The 15,758-nt window shown below is 62.1% G+C and carries 11 protein-coding genes and 1 pseudogene; 7 read left to right on the top strand and 5 right to left on the bottom strand.

Annotated features, from left to right (window positions below):
• Positions 1-54 precede the first annotated feature (54 nt).
• Positions 55-1,671: a peptide chain release factor 3 gene (locus ACHMXK_RS03980; protein WP_397437890.1), complete on the top strand. Its 1,617-nt coding sequence runs from the start codon at positions 55-57 to the stop codon at positions 1,669-1,671.
• A gap of 80 nt (positions 1,672-1,751) precedes the next feature.
• On the opposite strand, the gene ACHMXK_RS03975 is transcribed toward ACHMXK_RS03980, so the two are convergent.
• Positions 1,752-3,113 (bottom strand): esterase-like activity of phytase family protein, encoded by a 1,362-nt coding sequence (locus ACHMXK_RS03975; RefSeq protein ID WP_397437888.1) that lies wholly within the window; start codon positions 3,111-3,113, stop codon positions 1,752-1,754.
• Between the two features lie 165 nt (positions 3,114-3,278).
• On the opposite strand from ACHMXK_RS03975, the gene ACHMXK_RS03970 reads away from it, so the two are divergent.
• Positions 3,279-5,108 (top strand): 7TM diverse intracellular signaling domain-containing protein, encoded by a 1,830-nt coding sequence (locus ACHMXK_RS03970; RefSeq protein ID WP_397437886.1) that lies wholly within the window; start codon positions 3,279-3,281, stop codon positions 5,106-5,108.
• A 24-nt stretch (positions 5,109-5,132) separates the two neighbouring features.
• On the opposite strand, the gene ACHMXK_RS03965 is transcribed toward ACHMXK_RS03970, so the two are convergent.
• Positions 5,133-5,600, bottom strand: coding sequence for an Lrp/AsnC family transcriptional regulator (locus tag ACHMXK_RS03965; protein ID WP_397437884.1), 468 nt, complete (start codon positions 5,598-5,600; stop codon positions 5,133-5,135).
• Between the two features lie 102 nt (positions 5,601-5,702).
• Between ACHMXK_RS03965 and mdeB the strand changes: the two genes are divergently transcribed.
• The gene (gene mdeB, locus ACHMXK_RS03960; RefSeq protein WP_397437882.1) at positions 5,703-8,381 is read left to right on the top strand and encodes an alpha-ketoglutarate dehydrogenase; all 2,679 of its coding nucleotides are present in this window, start codon (positions 5,703-5,705) and stop codon (positions 8,379-8,381) included.
• 69 nt (positions 8,382-8,450) lie between these two features.
• Here the strand turns inward: mdeB and ACHMXK_RS03955 are convergent, their stop codons facing one another.
• Positions 8,451-9,005 carry a fasciclin domain-containing protein gene (locus ACHMXK_RS03955; protein WP_397437881.1) on the bottom strand — a complete coding sequence of 185 codons (555 nt, stop codon included), beginning with the start codon at positions 9,003-9,005 and terminating at the stop codon, positions 8,451-8,453.
• A gap of 140 nt (positions 9,006-9,145) precedes the next feature.
• Positions 9,146-9,730: a phosphoribosylglycinamide formyltransferase gene (purN, locus tag ACHMXK_RS03950; protein ID WP_397437879.1), complete on the bottom strand. Its 585-nt coding sequence runs from the start codon at positions 9,728-9,730 to the stop codon at positions 9,146-9,148.
• A 161-nt stretch (positions 9,731-9,891) separates the two neighbouring features.
• Between purN and ACHMXK_RS03945 the strand changes: the two genes are divergently transcribed.
• The 4 genes from ACHMXK_RS03945 to ACHMXK_RS03930 all read left to right on the top strand — a co-directional run bounded on the left by ACHMXK_RS03945 (position 9,892) and on the right by ACHMXK_RS03930 (position 14,394).
• The gene (locus ACHMXK_RS03945) at positions 9,892-10,566 is read left to right on the top strand and encodes a YceH family protein (RefSeq protein WP_397437877.1); all 675 of its coding nucleotides are present in this window, start codon (positions 9,892-9,894) and stop codon (positions 10,564-10,566) included.
• Positions 10,567-10,616: 50 nt separating this feature from the next.
• Positions 10,617-11,798 (top strand): acyl-CoA dehydrogenase family protein, encoded by a 1,182-nt coding sequence (locus ACHMXK_RS03940; RefSeq protein WP_397437875.1) that lies wholly within the window; start codon positions 10,617-10,619, stop codon positions 11,796-11,798.
• 11 nt (positions 11,799-11,809) lie between these two features.
• A complete protein-coding gene (locus ACHMXK_RS03935) occupies positions 11,810-12,925 on the top strand; it encodes an acyl-CoA dehydrogenase family protein (protein ID WP_397437873.1) in 1,116 nt (371 codons plus the stop codon).
• Between the two features lie 92 nt (positions 12,926-13,017).
• A complete protein-coding gene (locus tag ACHMXK_RS03930; protein WP_397437871.1) occupies positions 13,018-14,394 on the top strand; it encodes an alpha/beta fold hydrolase in 1,377 nt (458 codons plus the stop codon).
• Between the two features lie 58 nt (positions 14,395-14,452).
• Here ACHMXK_RS03930 and ACHMXK_RS03925 read toward each other — a convergent pair.
• Positions 14,453-15,701 (bottom strand): annotated as a pseudogene (locus ACHMXK_RS03925) (TRAP transporter large permease).
• Positions 15,702-15,758 lie beyond the last annotated feature (57 nt).

Below are 15,758 nucleotides of genomic sequence, written 5' to 3'. Positions count from 1 at the left end.
AGAGCGGCGTAGCCAAAAGCGTGGGGGTAGTCGTCTCGCCGATAATCGCGGGTTATGTCCGAAACCACCGAAATCGCCAAACAGGTCAAGCGCCGTCGCACGTTTGCCATCATCTCCCACCCCGATGCGGGTAAAACCACGCTGACCGAAAAGCTGTTGCTGTTCTCGGGTGCGATCCAGATCGCCGGCAGCGTCAAGGCGCGCAAGGCCGCGCGCCACGCCACCTCCGACTGGATGGAGATTGAAAAGCAGCGCGGCATCTCGGTGGCCAGCTCGGTCATGCAGATGGAATACCGCGACTGCGTGATCAACCTGCTGGACACCCCCGGCCACCAGGACTTCTCGGAAGACACCTACCGCGTGTTGACCGCCGTGGACGCCGCACTGATGGTGATCGATGCGGCCAATGGCGTCGAACCGCAAACCCGCCGCCTGCTGCAGGTGTGCCGCGCGCGCAACACGCCCATCCTGACCTTTGTCAACAAGATGGACCGCGAGGTGCAGGACCCGATGAGCGTGATGGACGAGATCGAGCAGGAGCTCGGCATGACGGTGGTGCCTTTCACCTGGCCGGTCGGCATGGGCAAACTCTTTCACGGCGTCTATGACCGCCGTGAAAAACGCATGCGTGTTTTCAGCCCCGGCGAGGACAAGGCCGGCGGCGACGATGAAATCCTGTCCGGCCTGGACAATGCCGAGGCGACCCAGCGTTTTGGCGCTGAGTTCACGCAGGCGCAAGACGAGCTGGAGCTGCTGGAAGGCGCCTCGCCCGAGTTTGACCGTGACGCCTTTCTGGGCGGCAAACAAACGCCGATGTTTTTCGGCTCGGCCATCAACAACTTCGGCGTGCAGGAAGTGCTGGACGCACTGGTGGATCTGGCGCCGGCACCGGCCGAACGCACGGCCATGCAGCGTGTGGTGCATCCGGAAGAAAAGAAATTCTCCGGCGTGGTCTTCAAGATCCAGGCCAATATGGACCCGGCGCACCGCGACCGCATTGCGTTTTTGCGCGTCGCCAGCGGCGAGTTCACGCGCGGCATGCGACTCAAAGTCGTGCGCAGCGGCAAGGAGCTGCGGCCCAACACCGTGGTGAGTTTCATGAGCCAGCGCCGCGAGTTGCTGGACACGGCTTTTGCCGGCGACATCATTGGTATCCCGAACCACGGTGTGCTGCAGCTGGGCGACACCTTGACCGAAGGTGAAGCCTTGCAGTTCACCGGCCTGCCTTTTTTCGCGCCGGAAATGTTCCGCGCCGTCGAAGTGGCCGACCCGCTGCGCAGCAAGCAGTTGCGCGCCGGCCTGACGCAGCTCGGCGAAGAAGGCGCGATCCAGGTGTTCCGGCCGATTGCCGGCTCCCTGCTGCTGCTGGGCGCTGTCGGTCAGTTGCAGTTTGAGGTGGTGGCGCACCGCCTAGAACATGAATACGGCGTCAAGGCGCGCATCATGGGCAGCCAGTTCAACCTGGCGCGCTGGGTGACCTCGGACGACGCCAACGAGTTGAAAAAATTCATGGACGCCAACTCACACCGCGTGGCGCTGGACGCCGTGGATGCGCCCACCCTGCTGGTGGACCACAGCGCCACCTTGCGCGCCGTGGAGCAGCAGTGGCCCAAGATCAAGTTCCATGCGCTGCGTGAACACGCCGGCCTGGTCTTCCAGTCGAAAATTTAAGCATTTCAGGGCTCCAGCCCTTGTGGAACGGGCGCAAGCAGCTATTGATTCAATAGCGCTTGCGACCCGTCACGGGCGGCTTAGTTGGCTTTCAGGAATTCCCCGACTTCCAGCAACACCAGCTCGTTGTCGTCGGCCTTGTTGGGCTCGCGGCTGCTGGAGAACGGCAGGTTGTTGTCGTTGCCGACCACGATGTGGGTGCTGTCCACCACATCCACGTTTTCAATTGTGAAGAAGGGGAAGGTCAACACGCCGTTGTTCAGCGGCTTGCGCGCCAGCTTGTTTGGGTCAGCAATAGCCATCAAGTCGATGTAGCCGATCTTGCGCACGGCGGCGCCCACATTCGCATCACTGAGTTCAACCTTGTAGACACGTTTGAACTTGGCGAGGTCGTGGAAACAATCGCTGCGTTTCTGGCCTTCGGGGCAAGCTTTGTCGGCCGTGCCTTCGCCGTTGTCGCGCTCGATGATGAGGCCGGTGGTGCCGTCGATCATGTTGAAGTCACCAATCGCGTGGCTGGCATTTTCGAGCACATATTTCCAGTGGCGGCCGGTCCAGGATTCGCTTTTCACGTCGAACTCCAGCACGCGCAAATAGTCCTTGCCGTCCAGCTTTTCATTGGCCTTGGCGGGCGCATCCCACAAGGCGCCTTCCAGCAGCGCATAAAGTTTGCCGCCGTCTTTGGACGACGCCATGCCTTCAAACCCCTTGGAGCGCCGCACCTGGAAATCCACCGCGCCGCCGGGCGCGCCCGGCGTGGTCACGGCCGGGTGGTCGGGGGAACGCACGACCTTGCCGTCGACCAGCGTGTCAAACACCGCCAGCACCTTGCCCTTCATATCGGTCTTGATCAGGAAAGGGCCAAACTCGTCGCCAATCCACAAGGCGCCGCCGGCGATCTGGAAACTTTCGGTGTCAAAGTCGCTGCCGGTCAGGTAGCGCTGTTTCGTGCCTTCGTGAACGATGCGGAATGGCACTTTTTTATCCGGGTCGTGCAGGAAAATCGTCTCCAGCCGCTTCATGCCGCCGCCCTTGAAGTCCACGGCGTAACGATTCAGGTACAACATGGAATCGGGCGAGTTGGCCTTGGCGCCTGAGCCGTTGTCCGTCAGTATCCAGAAGCTGCCGTCAGCCATCTTTTTGATACCGGAATGGCCTTGCAGCGGCTGGCCCTTGAACGGTAGCGAAACGCCGGTGGGGCGTCCGGCCGACAGCCCTTCCACCGAGCCCAGGGCTTCCACCCGTTTGCCGGTGGTGAATTTTCCGGCGTTTTTCAGATCCTGCGGCGCATCCTTGGGCGCAGCAATGAAGGACTGCGCCGGCAGCAGCGCATGGCCGGACAAGGTGGCGGGGAAAACTGTCTGGGCCTGGAGCGGGGACACCAGTGCCAACACGGCCAGAGCCGGGAACAGGGACTGGGTGGCAAGACGGGAAAAGGGCATGGGCAATCCAGTGTTGAAAGAAAACCTGATGGTGCGCAACCGATGTGACGCCTTGATTACAGGCCTGTGGTGTGGCGATCCCGCCGCGTCGCGCCCTGGGCAGGCGAAACGCCAAGGGGCCGGATTTTTGCAATAAGCTACGCACATGTATCAAAGGGTGAGCTTGTGCGTTTTTTTCTACTGATGGTGCTCTGCGGCTTCCTGGGCACGGGCCATACCCAGGTCTTTGACCGGGTTTACGACGACAGCGCCACCCTGGCGCTGGCGCAGCCGCTGCAATGGGTTGCGGTTCCCAAAAATTCGGTCGATACGCCCGATGTTTTTGCCGCCACCGAAACCTGGGACTTCCAGCCTTACACCCCTACCACCGTGCTCCCCACCTCGGACAAGCAAGATGTCTGGGCACGCTTCGCCTTGCCCATCACCGAGACCCCACAAACCTGGTTCATCCGCTTGCCGGGTCAGTCCATCTTCCGAGTGAGTCTTTTTTCGCAAAAATCACAAGGCGGTTGGCGCATCCAGTCCGCCGGCCACGCGATAGCACCGGCCGACTGGACCTTGCGCACCCGTGTTCCCAGTTTTGAGCTGCTGACCCACAGTGACCAGGTGCAAACCTACTACATGCGCTTCGAGCAACGGCGGGCCATCACCGATCGCCCCCCCATGCTGCTGACCCCGATCGAATACGTCAATGGCGCGTCCCGGGTCGGTGTGGTGATGGGGCTGATGTGGGGCATGTTCAGTGTCCTGGCCATGTTGTGCCTGGGCGCGTTTGCGATGGCGCGCAACCAGGTCTTTGTGTGGCTGGGCGCCGTGGTGATGACCCTGATGTTCACGCAACTGGTGTTGATCGGTTACGGCAGCTGGCGTGTCTGGCCACACAGCGCCTACCTCAACCAGATCATGGGCTGGGTCTCCTCCGCGTTGAGCATGGCTGCCGGGGCCTGGTTCTGCACCCAGGCCACTTACGCCAAAAGCGGCCACCCGTTCATCCACCGCTTGCTGCTGGTCGTTGTCGTGGGCAGCCTGCTGATGGCCGGTCTGATGTTGATCAATCAGAACCTGTTGCCCAGTCCTGTCCGCAACCTGTGGATGGCGTTGGCGACCTTTGCCCTGATGGGCAGCCTGGTCTGGATGTCGCTGCGGGGCCAGGCCTGGAACCGGCTGCTCTTGCTCGGTGCGGCGCCCATAGGCCTGGCCACGTTGGCCAGGGTGGCTTACAACGCCGGCTGGGTGTCCAACGTGGAAGTGGCGCAGGTCGCCGGTGTTTTGTCAGCCATCCTTGGCTTGCTCTGGATCTTCCTGGTGTTGGCCTGGCGCAGCCGGGCCGCCTTGTTTTCCAACCACCGCGGTGCTGCACTGACGACGTATGACCCGGCCAGCGGCCTGATGCTGCCGCGTATCGTCGAGCGCCGGCTGCCCCAGATCCTGACGCAGGCCCAGCGCCGGGGTGCGGAATGCGGCGTCCTGCTCTTGCGCTGGCTGGATCAGGCACCCAGCCATGATGCCGTGGCCGACGAAAAACGCGGAGCGGCGCTGTCACGTCTCGGTGAAATCCTGCGCCGGGCGGTGCGCGACATGGACACCGTGGTGCGTTACGACGAAAACCATTTCATGTTGCTGGTCGAAGGGCCGGTCAACCGCAACGCCCTGTCGGAGGTCTCGACCAAGCTGCTGGCGGACTGCATACGGGCCGCCGACAAAACCGGCGACCCCCACGCGTTTCACCTGCATATCGCCATCTGGCATGGCCGGCCAGGCAGATACACGGCCCAGGACGTGATCGACAAACTCAAGGCCCGTCTGCACAAGATGGCTTCAGGCACCAAACGCCTGGTTCAGTTTGTGGATGCCGCCAACGAGGCGGCCAGCGCCCCGGCCGAGGAAGATCATCAGCGGCGGGAAGAACTGCTGGCAAAAATCAATGCGATTGAAATCTCACACCCGGCACTGACCAGCGAACAGCTTCAAGGCCCGGAAACACAACGGCCTTGATACGTCGCCCTTCCGGCAAGCGTGTCAGCGTGCCGGCAGCGGCAAGGCGGTTTTGTAACGCACCTGCTTGAGGGCAAAACTCGAGCGGATTTTGTCGATGCCGGGGATAGGCGTGAGTTGCTCGAGTATGAATTTTTCCAGCGCGGCGATGTCGGCCACCGCGACACGGATCAGATAGTCGCTGTCGCCGGTCATCAAATAACACTCCATGACCTCGTCGTGTTCGGAAATCCGCCGCTCGAACTCGCTCAAGGCCGCCTTGCTTTGCGAGCTCAGGCTGATGGAGATAAATACACTCAGGCCCAGGCCCAGGGCCGCGGCATTGGTGATGGCCACATAACGGTCTATGACTTTCGCCGCCTCCAGCGCCTTGACCCGCGCCAGGCAGGGCGAAGGGCTTAAATGCACGCGTTGGGCCAGCGCCACGTTGGACAGCGAACCGTCACGCTGCAACTCGTCCAGAATTCGCAAATCAATGGCATCCAGCTTCATAGTTTGTAAATTCAGTTATTTTCAGCATTTTATGCTTCTTTGATTGGCAGGGACGGCGTATCTTGGTTGCATATATGGCCCGCCTGTCTGTAGATTGAGGTCATGAACGCTCCTCTTCCTTTGCACGTTTTTTTGCCCGCTGACATGACCACTCCTACGCCGTCCCCGGATGCCGATCCGCAGGAAACCGCCGAATGGCGCGAGGCTTTTACCGCGCTGGCAGCAAGCCAGGGCCCGGCCCGGGCGCGTTACCTGCTCGACGAGCTGGCGCGGCTGGCGCGCGAACAACGTGTGGGCTGGAAACCCGAACTCTCCACGCCTTATGTCAACACCGTGGATGTCAACGAGCAGCCGGTGTTTCCCGGCGACCTGGCGATGGAAGAACGCCTGGCCTCGCTGATGCGCTGGAATGCGCTGGCCATGGTGGTGCGCGCGAACCAGGCCGAATCCGGCGGCTCCGCCGAGCTGGGCGGCCACATCGCCAGTTATGCCAGCGCGGCGGATTTGTTTGAAACCGGCTTCAACCATTTCTTCCACGCGCGCGAAGGTTTGGGCGAAGGCCAACACCGTGGCGACCTGGTGTTTTTCCAGCCGCACAGCGCGCCCGGCGTGTATGCCCGCGCCTTTCTCGAAGGCCGGCTGAGCGAGAAAGACCTGAGTTTTTACCGCCAGGAACTGACCGCCGGCGACGCGCAAGGTTTGTGCAGCTACCCGCATCCTTATCTGATGCCGGACTTCTGGCAGTTCCCGACCGGCTCCATGGGCATAGGCCCTATCAGCTCGATTTACCACGCACGGTTCATGCATTACCTCACACACAGACGCCTGCTCGACTGCACAGGCCGCAAGGTCTGGGGCGTGTTTGGCGACGGCGAGATGGACGAGCCCGAATCCATGAGCGCCTTGACCCTGGCTGCACGTGAAGGCCTGGACAACCTGGTCTGGGTCGTCAACTGCAATCTGCAGCGCCTGGACGGGCCGGTGCGCGGCAACGGCCGCATCATCGACGAGCTGGAAAAACTCTTTGCCGGCGCCGGCTGGAACGTCATCAAGCTGGTTTGGGGCAGCGACTGGGACGGCCTGTTTGCGCGTGACCTGACCGGCGCCTTGACGCAAGCCTTCGCCCACACGGTAGACGGCCAGATGCAGACCTTTGCGGCCAAGGACGGACGTTTCAACCGCGACAACTTCTTCGGCCAGAACGAAGAACTGGCACGCCTGGCGCAAGGCATGAGCGATGAACAAATCGACAGGCTCAAACGCGGCGGCCACGACCTGGTGAAAATCCACGCCGCCTACGCAGCGGCGGCGAACCACACCGGCCAGCCCACGGTGATCCTGGCGCACACCAAAAAAGGTTATGGCATGGGCAGCGCCGGCCAGGGCAAGATGACCACCCATTCGCAGAAAAAATTCGACGGCGAGGATTTGATCGAATTTCGCAACCGCTTCAACCTGCCGCTTTCCGACGAGCAGGCGAAAAATCTCAGCTTCTACAAACCCGCCGCTGACAGCGCGGAGATGCAATACATGCATGCCAAACGCGCGGCCTTAGGCGGTTACCTGCCCAAACGCGACACCCAGGCCGAGGTAATGCCCGTGCCGGCCCTGGCCGCCTACGCAGGTTTTGCGCTGGCCGCCGATGGCAAGGAAATGAGCACCACCATGGCGTTTGTGCGCATGTTGGGCGGCTTGCTGAAAGACGCGGCGCTGGGCCCGCGCATCGTGCCCATCGTCGCCGACGAGGCACGTACCTTCGGCATGGCGAATTTATTCAAGCAGGTCGGGATTTATTCCAGCGTCGGGCAGAAATACGCGCCCGAGGACATCGGCTCGGTGCTGAGTTACCGCGAGGCGCTGGACGGGCAGATTCTGGAAGAAGGCATCAGCGAAGCCGGCGCCCTGGCCAGCTGGACGGCCGCCGCCACCAGTTACAGCGTGCATGGGCTGGCGATGTTGCCCTTCTACATCTATTACTCCATGTTCGGCTTCCAGCGTGTGGGCGACCAGATCTGGGCCGCCGCCGACCAGCGCGCACGCGGCTTTTTGTTGGGCGCCACCTCGGGCCGCACCACCCTGGGCGGCGAAGGCCTGCAACACCAGGACGGTTCCAGCCACCTGGTGGCCGCGACCATTCCCAACTGCAAGGCCTACGACCCGGCTTTCGCGGGCGAGCTGGCCGTCATCATCGACCGCGGCATACAGGAGATGATGGTCGAGCAGCAAGACGTGTTTTATTACGTGACCCTGATGAACGAGAACTACGCCCAGCCCGATCTGCGGCCAGGCACGGAAGCCGACATCATCCGGGGTTGCTACCAATTCAATAGCTATTCACGCCCGATGGATAAGGACCAGAGCCCTGAAATGCTTAAGAAAGTGACACTGCTGGGCTCGGGCGCGATTTTGACCGAGGTCATCAAGGCCGCGCAGCAACTGGCCGAACAAGGCATAGCAGCAACGGTGTACAGCGTGACCAGCTGGAGCGAACTGGCGCGCGACGGCGCGGCCTGCCAGCAGCGCGCGTTGAACGGTGAAAGCATGCCGCATGAAGCTTTCATCGCGCAGCAACTGCGTACCAGCCAGGGGCCTATCGTCGCCGCCACCGACTACGTGCGCGCCGTGCCGGAAAGTATTCGCGCTTTCCTGCCCGAGGGCCGCAGTTATCTGACCCTGGGCACCGACGGCTTCGGCCGCAGCGACACACGGGCGGCCTTGCGCGAGTTTTTCGGCGTCAATGCGAGCAACATCGTCAAGGCAGCGTTGCACCAGCTTAAGTAGGCCTGACAAAGAAAAAGCCCGTGGGTGCATCAAGCACCCACGGGCTGTCGTTCAGGCTGTGCGCCGCGATTATTTAGGCAGCAGCACCTTGTCCACCACGTGGATCACGCCGTTGGACTGGTAGACGTCGGCGATCGTGACGGTCGCCACACCGCCTTTTTCGTCGGTCACGGTGATTTTGCCGCCAGCCGACTTGGCCACCAGCGTGCCACCGGCCACGGTCTTGATGGCGGCCATGCCCTTGCCGTCGTTAATCATCTTGCTGATGGCGGCGGCGTCCCACTTGCCGGGCACCACGTGGTAGGTCAGGATGCCGGTCAACATGCCCTTGTTTTCAGGCTTGAGCAAGGTGTCCACGGTGCCGGCCGGCAGTGCCGCAAAAGCGGCATTGGTCGGTGCAAACACGGTGAAAGGACCAGGGCTTTTCAGCGTATCGACCAGGCCGGCGGCCTTGACGGCGGCCACCAGGGTGGTGTGGTCCTTGGAGTTGACGGCGTTGTCGATGATGTCTTTGGAAGCCAGCATGGGCGCGCCACCCACCATCACCTGGGCAAAGGAAGAGGCAGCCGTCACGGACAGGAGCATCGCCAGGCCGATAGAGGCCAGTTTGTGTTTCGTTTGCATAACAATACCTTTTGAGGAAGTTGAACAGAGCGCCGGCATCCAGGCTTGGACATCAACGGCTGTTCTGAATACGCGCGCCAACGGCGATTGGATTCAAACCTTTGCGCGGCCCGCCTCAATCAGCACTTCAACGCAGTTCTTCAAGGCTGGGTTTGCAGCCAGTCCCGCACGGCCTGCGGGTAGAGAACATGCTCCTGCACCAGCACCCGCGCGGCCAGGGCCTCGGCCGTGTCCCCCGGCAACACCGGCACCACCGCTTGCGCCAGGATGGGGCCGTGGTCCAGCGCCGCCGTCACCTGGTGCACCGTGGCACCGGCCTGGGTACAGCCGGCATCAATCGCCCGCTGATGCGTGTTCAGCCCGGGAAAGGCCGGCAGCAGCGAGGGATGGATATTGATCAGGCGCCCCGCGTAATGACCGACAAAAGCCGGCGTCAGGATACGCATGAAGCCGGCCAGCACCACCAGCGCCGGCTGGTAGCGGTCAATCAGCGCCATCAGCGCCGTATCAAAGGCCTCACGCGAGGCAAAGTCCCGGTGGCTGAGGACTTCGGTGGCCAGCCCCAGCGCTTGCGCCAGTTGCAGGCCCTGGGCCTCGGCCCGGTTGCTGATCACGGCGGCGATGTTGGCGCCGAACTGGTTGCGCCAGTCCTCATCTTGCGCGGTTTGGGCGATGGCGGCCATGTTCGAGCCGCTGCCCGAAATCAGGATCACGATGTTTTTCATTGTTTTAGGGGGTTTTAGAAATTCGATTATCGGGATGCAGGGCAAGGCGCGCGGAGCGCAGGACACCGGAATGCACTTGCGTGCATGAGGATTCCGAGCACCGCGCAACGCCGCCATGCACCCGAGAATTGGATTTATAGAAGACCCTTAAGATTATCGCCATGAGAGCACTTACCCCGAATGAAACCCGCGTGTTGGCCACCCTGATGGAAAAGGCCCGCACTGTCCCCGACAGCTACCCCTTGTCGCTCAATGCCCTGTTATTGGGCTGCAACCAGAAAACCAGCCGCGACCCGGTGATGGAGCTCACCGAAACCCAAGCCCAGGAGGCGATAGATGCGCTCAAGGCCAGCAGCCTGGTGTTTGAAGCCAGTTCCAGCCGGGTGCCGCGTTTTGAGCACAACTTTCAACGCGGCTTTGGCGTCAGCGAGCCGCAGGCCGTGCTGCTGGGCCTGCTGATGCTGCGCGGGCCGCAAACGCCGGGCGAGTTGCGCACCAACAGCGAGCGCTGGTACAAGTTTGCCGACATCGCCAGCGTGGAAGACGCCCTGGACGAGCTCAAGACCCGCAGCGAAGACGGCGGCGCGGCCCTGGTGCAACAACTGCCCCGGGCCGCCGGCATGCGCGAGCAGCGCTGGGCCCACCTGCTTTGCGGTGACCAACCTGTGCAGCAAGCCGGCTCGGGCGATGCCGCTGTCGATGCCGAAGTCGAGCCGATTTCCCTGGGCCAGGCCGAGCGCCTGCTGCAGCGCCTGGCCACGCTGGAAACCCAGGTGTCGCAGCTGCAGGGCCAGGTGGCGCATTTGCAGCAGGAACTGGGACTGTCTCAAGCCTGACACCCGGCAGCGAACGATCGTGCTAAAAAGACCGCACTGGAGACCTCGATATGGATTTAGCTTTCACCCCTGAAGAACAGACATTTCGCGAAGAGATACGTGCCTGGGTCGGTGCCAACCTGCCCGCCGAGCTGTCTCACAAAGTGCACAACGCCTTGCGCCTGTCGCGCGACGATTTGCAGCGCTGGGCCAAAATCCTCGGCAAAAAAGGCTGGTTAGGCCACGCCTGGCCCAAGGAATTCGGCGGCCCCGGCTGGACCGCGGTGCAAAAACACCTGTTTGAAGAAGAATGTGCGCTCGCCGGCGCACCGCAGGTTGTGCCTTTTGGCCCGGTGATGGTCGCGCCCGTGATCATGGCCTTTGGCAGCCCCGAGCAGCAAAAACGCCACCTGCCCGGCATCGCCAGCGGCGAGGTCTGGTGGAGCCAGGGTTACAGCGAGCCGGGTTCGGGCTCGGACCTGGCCTCGGTCAAATGCCGGGCCGAACGCCAGGGCGACAAATACATCGTCAACGGCCAGAAAACCTGGACCACCCTGGGCCAATACGGCGAATGGATTTTCTGCCTGGTGCGCACCAGCACCGAAGGCAAACCGCAAACCGGCATTTCCTTTTTGTTGATCGATATGAAGTCACCCGGTGTCACGGTGCGCCCCATCGTGCTGCTGGACGGCGGAGCCGAGGTCAACGAGGTCTGGTTCGACAATGTCGAGGTGCCGGTCGGCAACCTGATCGGTGAAGAAAACAAGGGCTGGACTTACGCCAAACACCTGCTCAGCCATGAGCGCACCGGCATCGCCGCCGTGAACCGCGCCAAACGCGAACTGGAACGCCTCAAACGCGTGGCCAAGACCGAAAACGTCTACGACGACCTGCGTTTCCGCGATGAAATCGCCAAGCTTGAAGTCGACGTGGTGGCCCTCGAAATGCTGGTGCTGCGGGTCTTGTCGGCCGAAAAATCCGGCAAAAATTCGCTGGACATCGCCGGCCTGCTCAAGATCAAGGGCAGCGAGATCCAGCAGCGTTACAGCGAGCTGATGATGCTGGCCGCCGGCCCTTACAGCCTGCCCCTCATCGAAGAAGCCATGGAAGCCGGCTGGCAAGGCAACTTCCCCGGCGGCGTGCAGGCCAATGCACCGCTGGCCTCCACCTATTTCAATATGCGCAAGACCACGATTTACGGCGGCTCGAATGAAGTCCAACGCAACATCGTTTCGCAAACCGTGCTGGGTTAAAGGACAACATCATGAATTTTGATTTCTCGGACGACCAGGAACAATTACGCGACGCGGTCCGCAAATGGGTGGACAAGGCTTATGACTTCGAGCGCCGCCGCGGCATCGTCAAAGCCGGCGGTTTTTCGCGCGAAGCTTATGGCCAGCTGGCCGAACTCGGCCTGTGCGGCCTCTACATCCCCGAAGCCAACGACGGCCTGGGCATGGGCCCGGTCGAAGGCATGGTGGTGATGGAAGAGCTGGGCCGCGGCATCGTGCTCGAGCCTTTGGTCCAGACCCTGATCGCCGGCGCGGTCTTGTCCGGCTACGCACCGGAAGCGGTCAAAACCGCCTGGCTGCCGAAAATTGCCAGCGGCGAAGCCCTGGTGGTGCTGGCCTCGCAAGAACGTGTCGCCCGCTACAAACTCGATGTTTGCGAAGCAAAGGCGGCTCCAGCCGGCGCGGGATGGACGCTGACAGCTAGCAAAAACATAGTAGCGGCGGGTGACCAGGCAGAGGCCTTCATCGTGCCGGCCCAGGTCCAAGGCAAGATCGCCCTGTTCCTGGTGGAACGCACGGCCAGCGGTGTCAGCACCCGTGGTTACGGCACACAGGATGGTGGCCGGGCTGCGGACCTGGTGTGCAAGGACGTGCCCGCCAGCCTGATCACGCTGGATGGCCTGAGCGCGCTGGAACATGCGGTGGACATCGGTATCGCCGCGACCTGCGCCGAAGCCGTGGGTGTGATGGACAAGACCCTGGCCGTCACGGTCGAGTACATGAACACGCGCAAACAGTTTGGCGTGGTCATCAGCAGCTTCCAGGCCTTGCGCCACCGCGTGGCCGACATGAAGATGCAGTTGGAGCTGGCCCGCTCCATGAGTTATTACGCCTCGCTCAAGCTCAATGCGCCGGCCGAAGAACGCCGCGCCGCGCTGGCCCGGGCCAAGTACCAGCTGGGCACCTCTATGCGTTTTGTCGGCCAGCAGGCGGTGCAGTTGCACGGCGGCATAGGTGTGACCGACGAATACATCGTCAGCCACTACTTCAAGAAGCTGACCCAACTGGAAATGAGTTTTGGCGACACCTTGCACCATCTCGGTGAAGTATCAGCCCGCATGCAGGACAGCGCCGGCGTGTTTGCCTGAAGCAGCCTTCCCTCAACGCTGAACACGATGTGCGGCGTTACCATGACAGCCCGCAGACCCTTGTCTGCGGGCTTTTTTAATCTGGAGCACGCATGACCTCACGTCGCCATCTGTTCGTACTGATCGCCAGCAGCCTGTTGTTGACAGCCTGCGCCACCGCGCCCGATCTGGAAGAACATCCGCCCATTGTTTTTGTACACGGCAATGGCGACACCGCGGCCTTGTGGCAAACCAGCTTCTGGCGCTTCGAGTCCAATGGCTGGCCGCGTGAGCGCCTGTACGCCATCGACCTGCCCTATCCGCTGGCACGCGACGATGACGGCAAGGCCCAGCCGGGGCGCAGCTCCACGACCGAACACATGGCTTTTCTGAAAGCCGAGGTTGACAAGGTCTTGCAGGCCACCGGCGCCCGCAAGGTCGTACTGGTCGGCAACTCGCGCGGTGGGAATGCGATCCGCAACTACATCCAGAACGGCGGCGGTGATCAACGTGTGAGCCGCGCCATCCTGGGCGGCACACCCAACCACGGCGTCTGGGCCATCAAGGGTTTTCGCGAAAGCAATGAATTTTCCGGCACCGGGCCGTTTCTGACCGGGCTCAATGCGCCCAAAAATGCCGCCGGTGACGAAGTCACAGGCCCGGTCCAATGGCTGACCGTGCGTTCGGACAACAACGACAAGTTTGCCCAGCCCGATGGCGTGTGGATAGGCGCCAAGGGCACAGCAACCAACGTCGGGTTTGACGGGCCAGCGCTCAAGGGCGCGACCAATGTGGTGATCCCGCGCATAGACCACCGCGAGACTTCTTTTTCCCCGGCGGCGTTTGAGGTGACCTACCGCTTCATCACCGGCAAAAACACGCCGCCACGCCCCATCCAGCCCGAAGTGCCGGTACTGAACGGCAAAATCACCGGCCTGGGCCTCACCCCCACCGACCCGGCCTCGGGCAACTACGTCAACAACCTGGCGCTGCCGGGCGCGCAACTGCAGGTCTATGCCACCGATGCGGCTACCGGTGCGCGCGTGGGCAGCGCTGTGCACAGCAAAACCGTGGGTGCCGACGGTCTCTGGGGGCCGTTTCAGGCGCAGGCCGGTGTGCCTTATGAGTTTGTCATCAGCGCGCCGGGCTACGCCATCACACACATTTACCGCAGCCCCTTCCCGCGCGCCAGCAACATCGTGCACCTGCGCGCCGAACGCCTGGCCGAGGCCGACAAAGCCGCCCAGTCCAGCATCAGCATGACGCGGCCGCGCGGTTATTTCGATGCGGCACGGGACAGCATGCGTTTTGACGGGAAAAATACGCTGCCCGGCGTGCCGCCCACGGGCGCCGGCGTCGCCAGCTCCAAGCTCAACCTGAGCCAGACCCCACTGCGCCCAATTTCAGCGGAGTTCAACGGCGAAAAAGTCACGGGCCAGACCTGGCCGACCGCCGGGCAACACCTGGTGGTGCTGGAAATGACCAACTGACGTTAAAGCCCGTCCCCCCGCCGGCGTGGCGCCGGCGAGTAGGTTGTTGGCAAACGTCTTAGAAGCCCAGCACGTGGGGTAGCCAGGTCGAGATGGCCGGCACAAAGGTCAGCAACATCAACACGACCAGGTGGGCGATCAGGAAAGGCGGCAACTCCTTGGTGAGTTCCGCCATCGACACCCGGGTCGCCACGGCGGTCACAAACAGCAGGCCGCCGACGGGCGGCGTGATCATGCCCAAGGTCAGGTTCACGATCACAACCATCGCGAAGTGGATGGGGTCTATGCCTAACGCGGCAGAAATCGGCGCCAGGATAGGCACCAGAATCATGATGCCGGGCAGCGGCTCCATGAAGATGCCGAAGATCAGCAGCAGGATGTTGACCGCGATCAGAAAGGTCCAGGGCGAGAGGTCCCAGCCCACAATCAGTTGCGACACCGCCTGCGGCACGCCTTCCACCGTCAGCACCCAGGCAAAGGCCGCCGAGGCAGCCATCACCATCAGCACCGAGGCCGTCAGCAGCGCCGAACGCGAGGCAATACCGGGCAGCGCCTTCCACTCCAGCGTGCGGTACACCCATTTGCCGCAGATCAGCGCGTAAAACACCGCCACCACCGAAGCTTCGGTGGGCGTGAAGATGCCGAAAACGAATGCCGACCAGGATCAGCACAATCAGCAGCAGCGCGGGAATCGCCTTGAAGCTGTTGATCCACATCTCGCGCGCCGTGGGGCGCGGCTCACGTGAGCGGTAATCGCGCTTGAGGCAGACCCGCCAGTTGACAAAAGCCATGGCCAGCGCGATCAGAATGCCGGGGATAAAACCGGCCATGAACAGCCCGCCGACCGAGACCTGCTCGTCCTGCATGGCATAAATGATCATGGCAATGGAGGGCGGAATGATGGGCCCGACAATCGCCGTGCTGGCGGTCAGCGAAGCCGCATACGCGCGCGAATATCCGGCCTTTTCCATCATCTTGACCATCATGGAACCTGGGCCGGCGGCGTCCGCCAGGGCTGAGCCGGAAATGCCCGAGAACAGGGTCAGGGACAGGACGTTGGCATAACCCAGGCCACCACGCAGGTGGCCGACAAACTGGGCCGCAAAACGCAGCAACACCGCCGTCAGCGCGCCGCCCGACATCAGCTCGGCGGCCAGGATAAAAAACGGCACCGCCATCAGCGGAAAGCTGTCGATGCCGGTGAACATCTCCTTGAACACAATGAGTTGCGGGTAACGCCCGCCTACAAACACCGCCAGCGCAGCCGACATGGCCAGCGCAAAAGCAACCGGAAAACCCAACACCATCAGCACGATGGCGGCAATAAAAAAGAGTGGTCGTCATGAAATTTCTGCCGTGGGGGT

Origin of the sequence: Polaromonas sp. UC242_47 (assembly GCF_044452385.1) — a bacterium.
Lineage (GTDB): Bacteria > Pseudomonadota > Gammaproteobacteria > Burkholderiales > Burkholderiaceae_C > Polaromonas.
The sequence above is the reverse complement of the archived record's forward strand: the minus strand, read 5'-3'. Positions and strand labels throughout refer to the sequence as shown.

What these genes read in the sequence shown, in the direction of transcription:
- purN (WP_397437879.1), bottom strand. Translation starts at nt 9,730, where the DNA reads ATGAAAAACATCGTGATCCTGATTTCGGGCAGCGGCTCGAACATGGCC.
- ACHMXK_RS03975 (WP_397437888.1), bottom strand. Translation starts at nt 3,113, where the DNA reads ATGCCCTTTTCCCGTCTTGCCACCCAGTCCCTGTTCCCGGCTCTGGCC.
- ACHMXK_RS03935 (WP_397437873.1), top strand. Translation starts at nt 11,810, where the DNA reads ATGAATTTTGATTTCTCGGACGACCAGGAACAATTACGCGACGCGGTC.
- ACHMXK_RS03965 (WP_397437884.1), bottom strand. Translation starts at nt 5,600, where the DNA reads ATGAAGCTGGATGCCATTGATTTGCGAATTCTGGACGAGTTGCAGCGT.
- ACHMXK_RS03930 (WP_397437871.1), top strand. Translation starts at nt 13,018, where the DNA reads ATGACCTCACGTCGCCATCTGTTCGTACTGATCGCCAGCAGCCTGTTG.
- ACHMXK_RS03980 (WP_397437890.1), top strand. Translation starts at nt 55, where the DNA reads ATGTCCGAAACCACCGAAATCGCCAAACAGGTCAAGCGCCGTCGCACG.
- ACHMXK_RS03945 (WP_397437877.1), top strand. Translation starts at nt 9,892, where the DNA reads ATGAGAGCACTTACCCCGAATGAAACCCGCGTGTTGGCCACCCTGATG.
- ACHMXK_RS03955 (WP_397437881.1), bottom strand. Translation starts at nt 9,005, where the DNA reads ATGCAAACGAAACACAAACTGGCCTCTATCGGCCTGGCGATGCTCCTG.
- mdeB (WP_397437882.1), top strand. Translation starts at nt 5,703, where the DNA reads ATGAACGCTCCTCTTCCTTTGCACGTTTTTTTGCCCGCTGACATGACC.
- ACHMXK_RS03940 (WP_397437875.1), top strand. Translation starts at nt 10,617, where the DNA reads ATGGATTTAGCTTTCACCCCTGAAGAACAGACATTTCGCGAAGAGATA.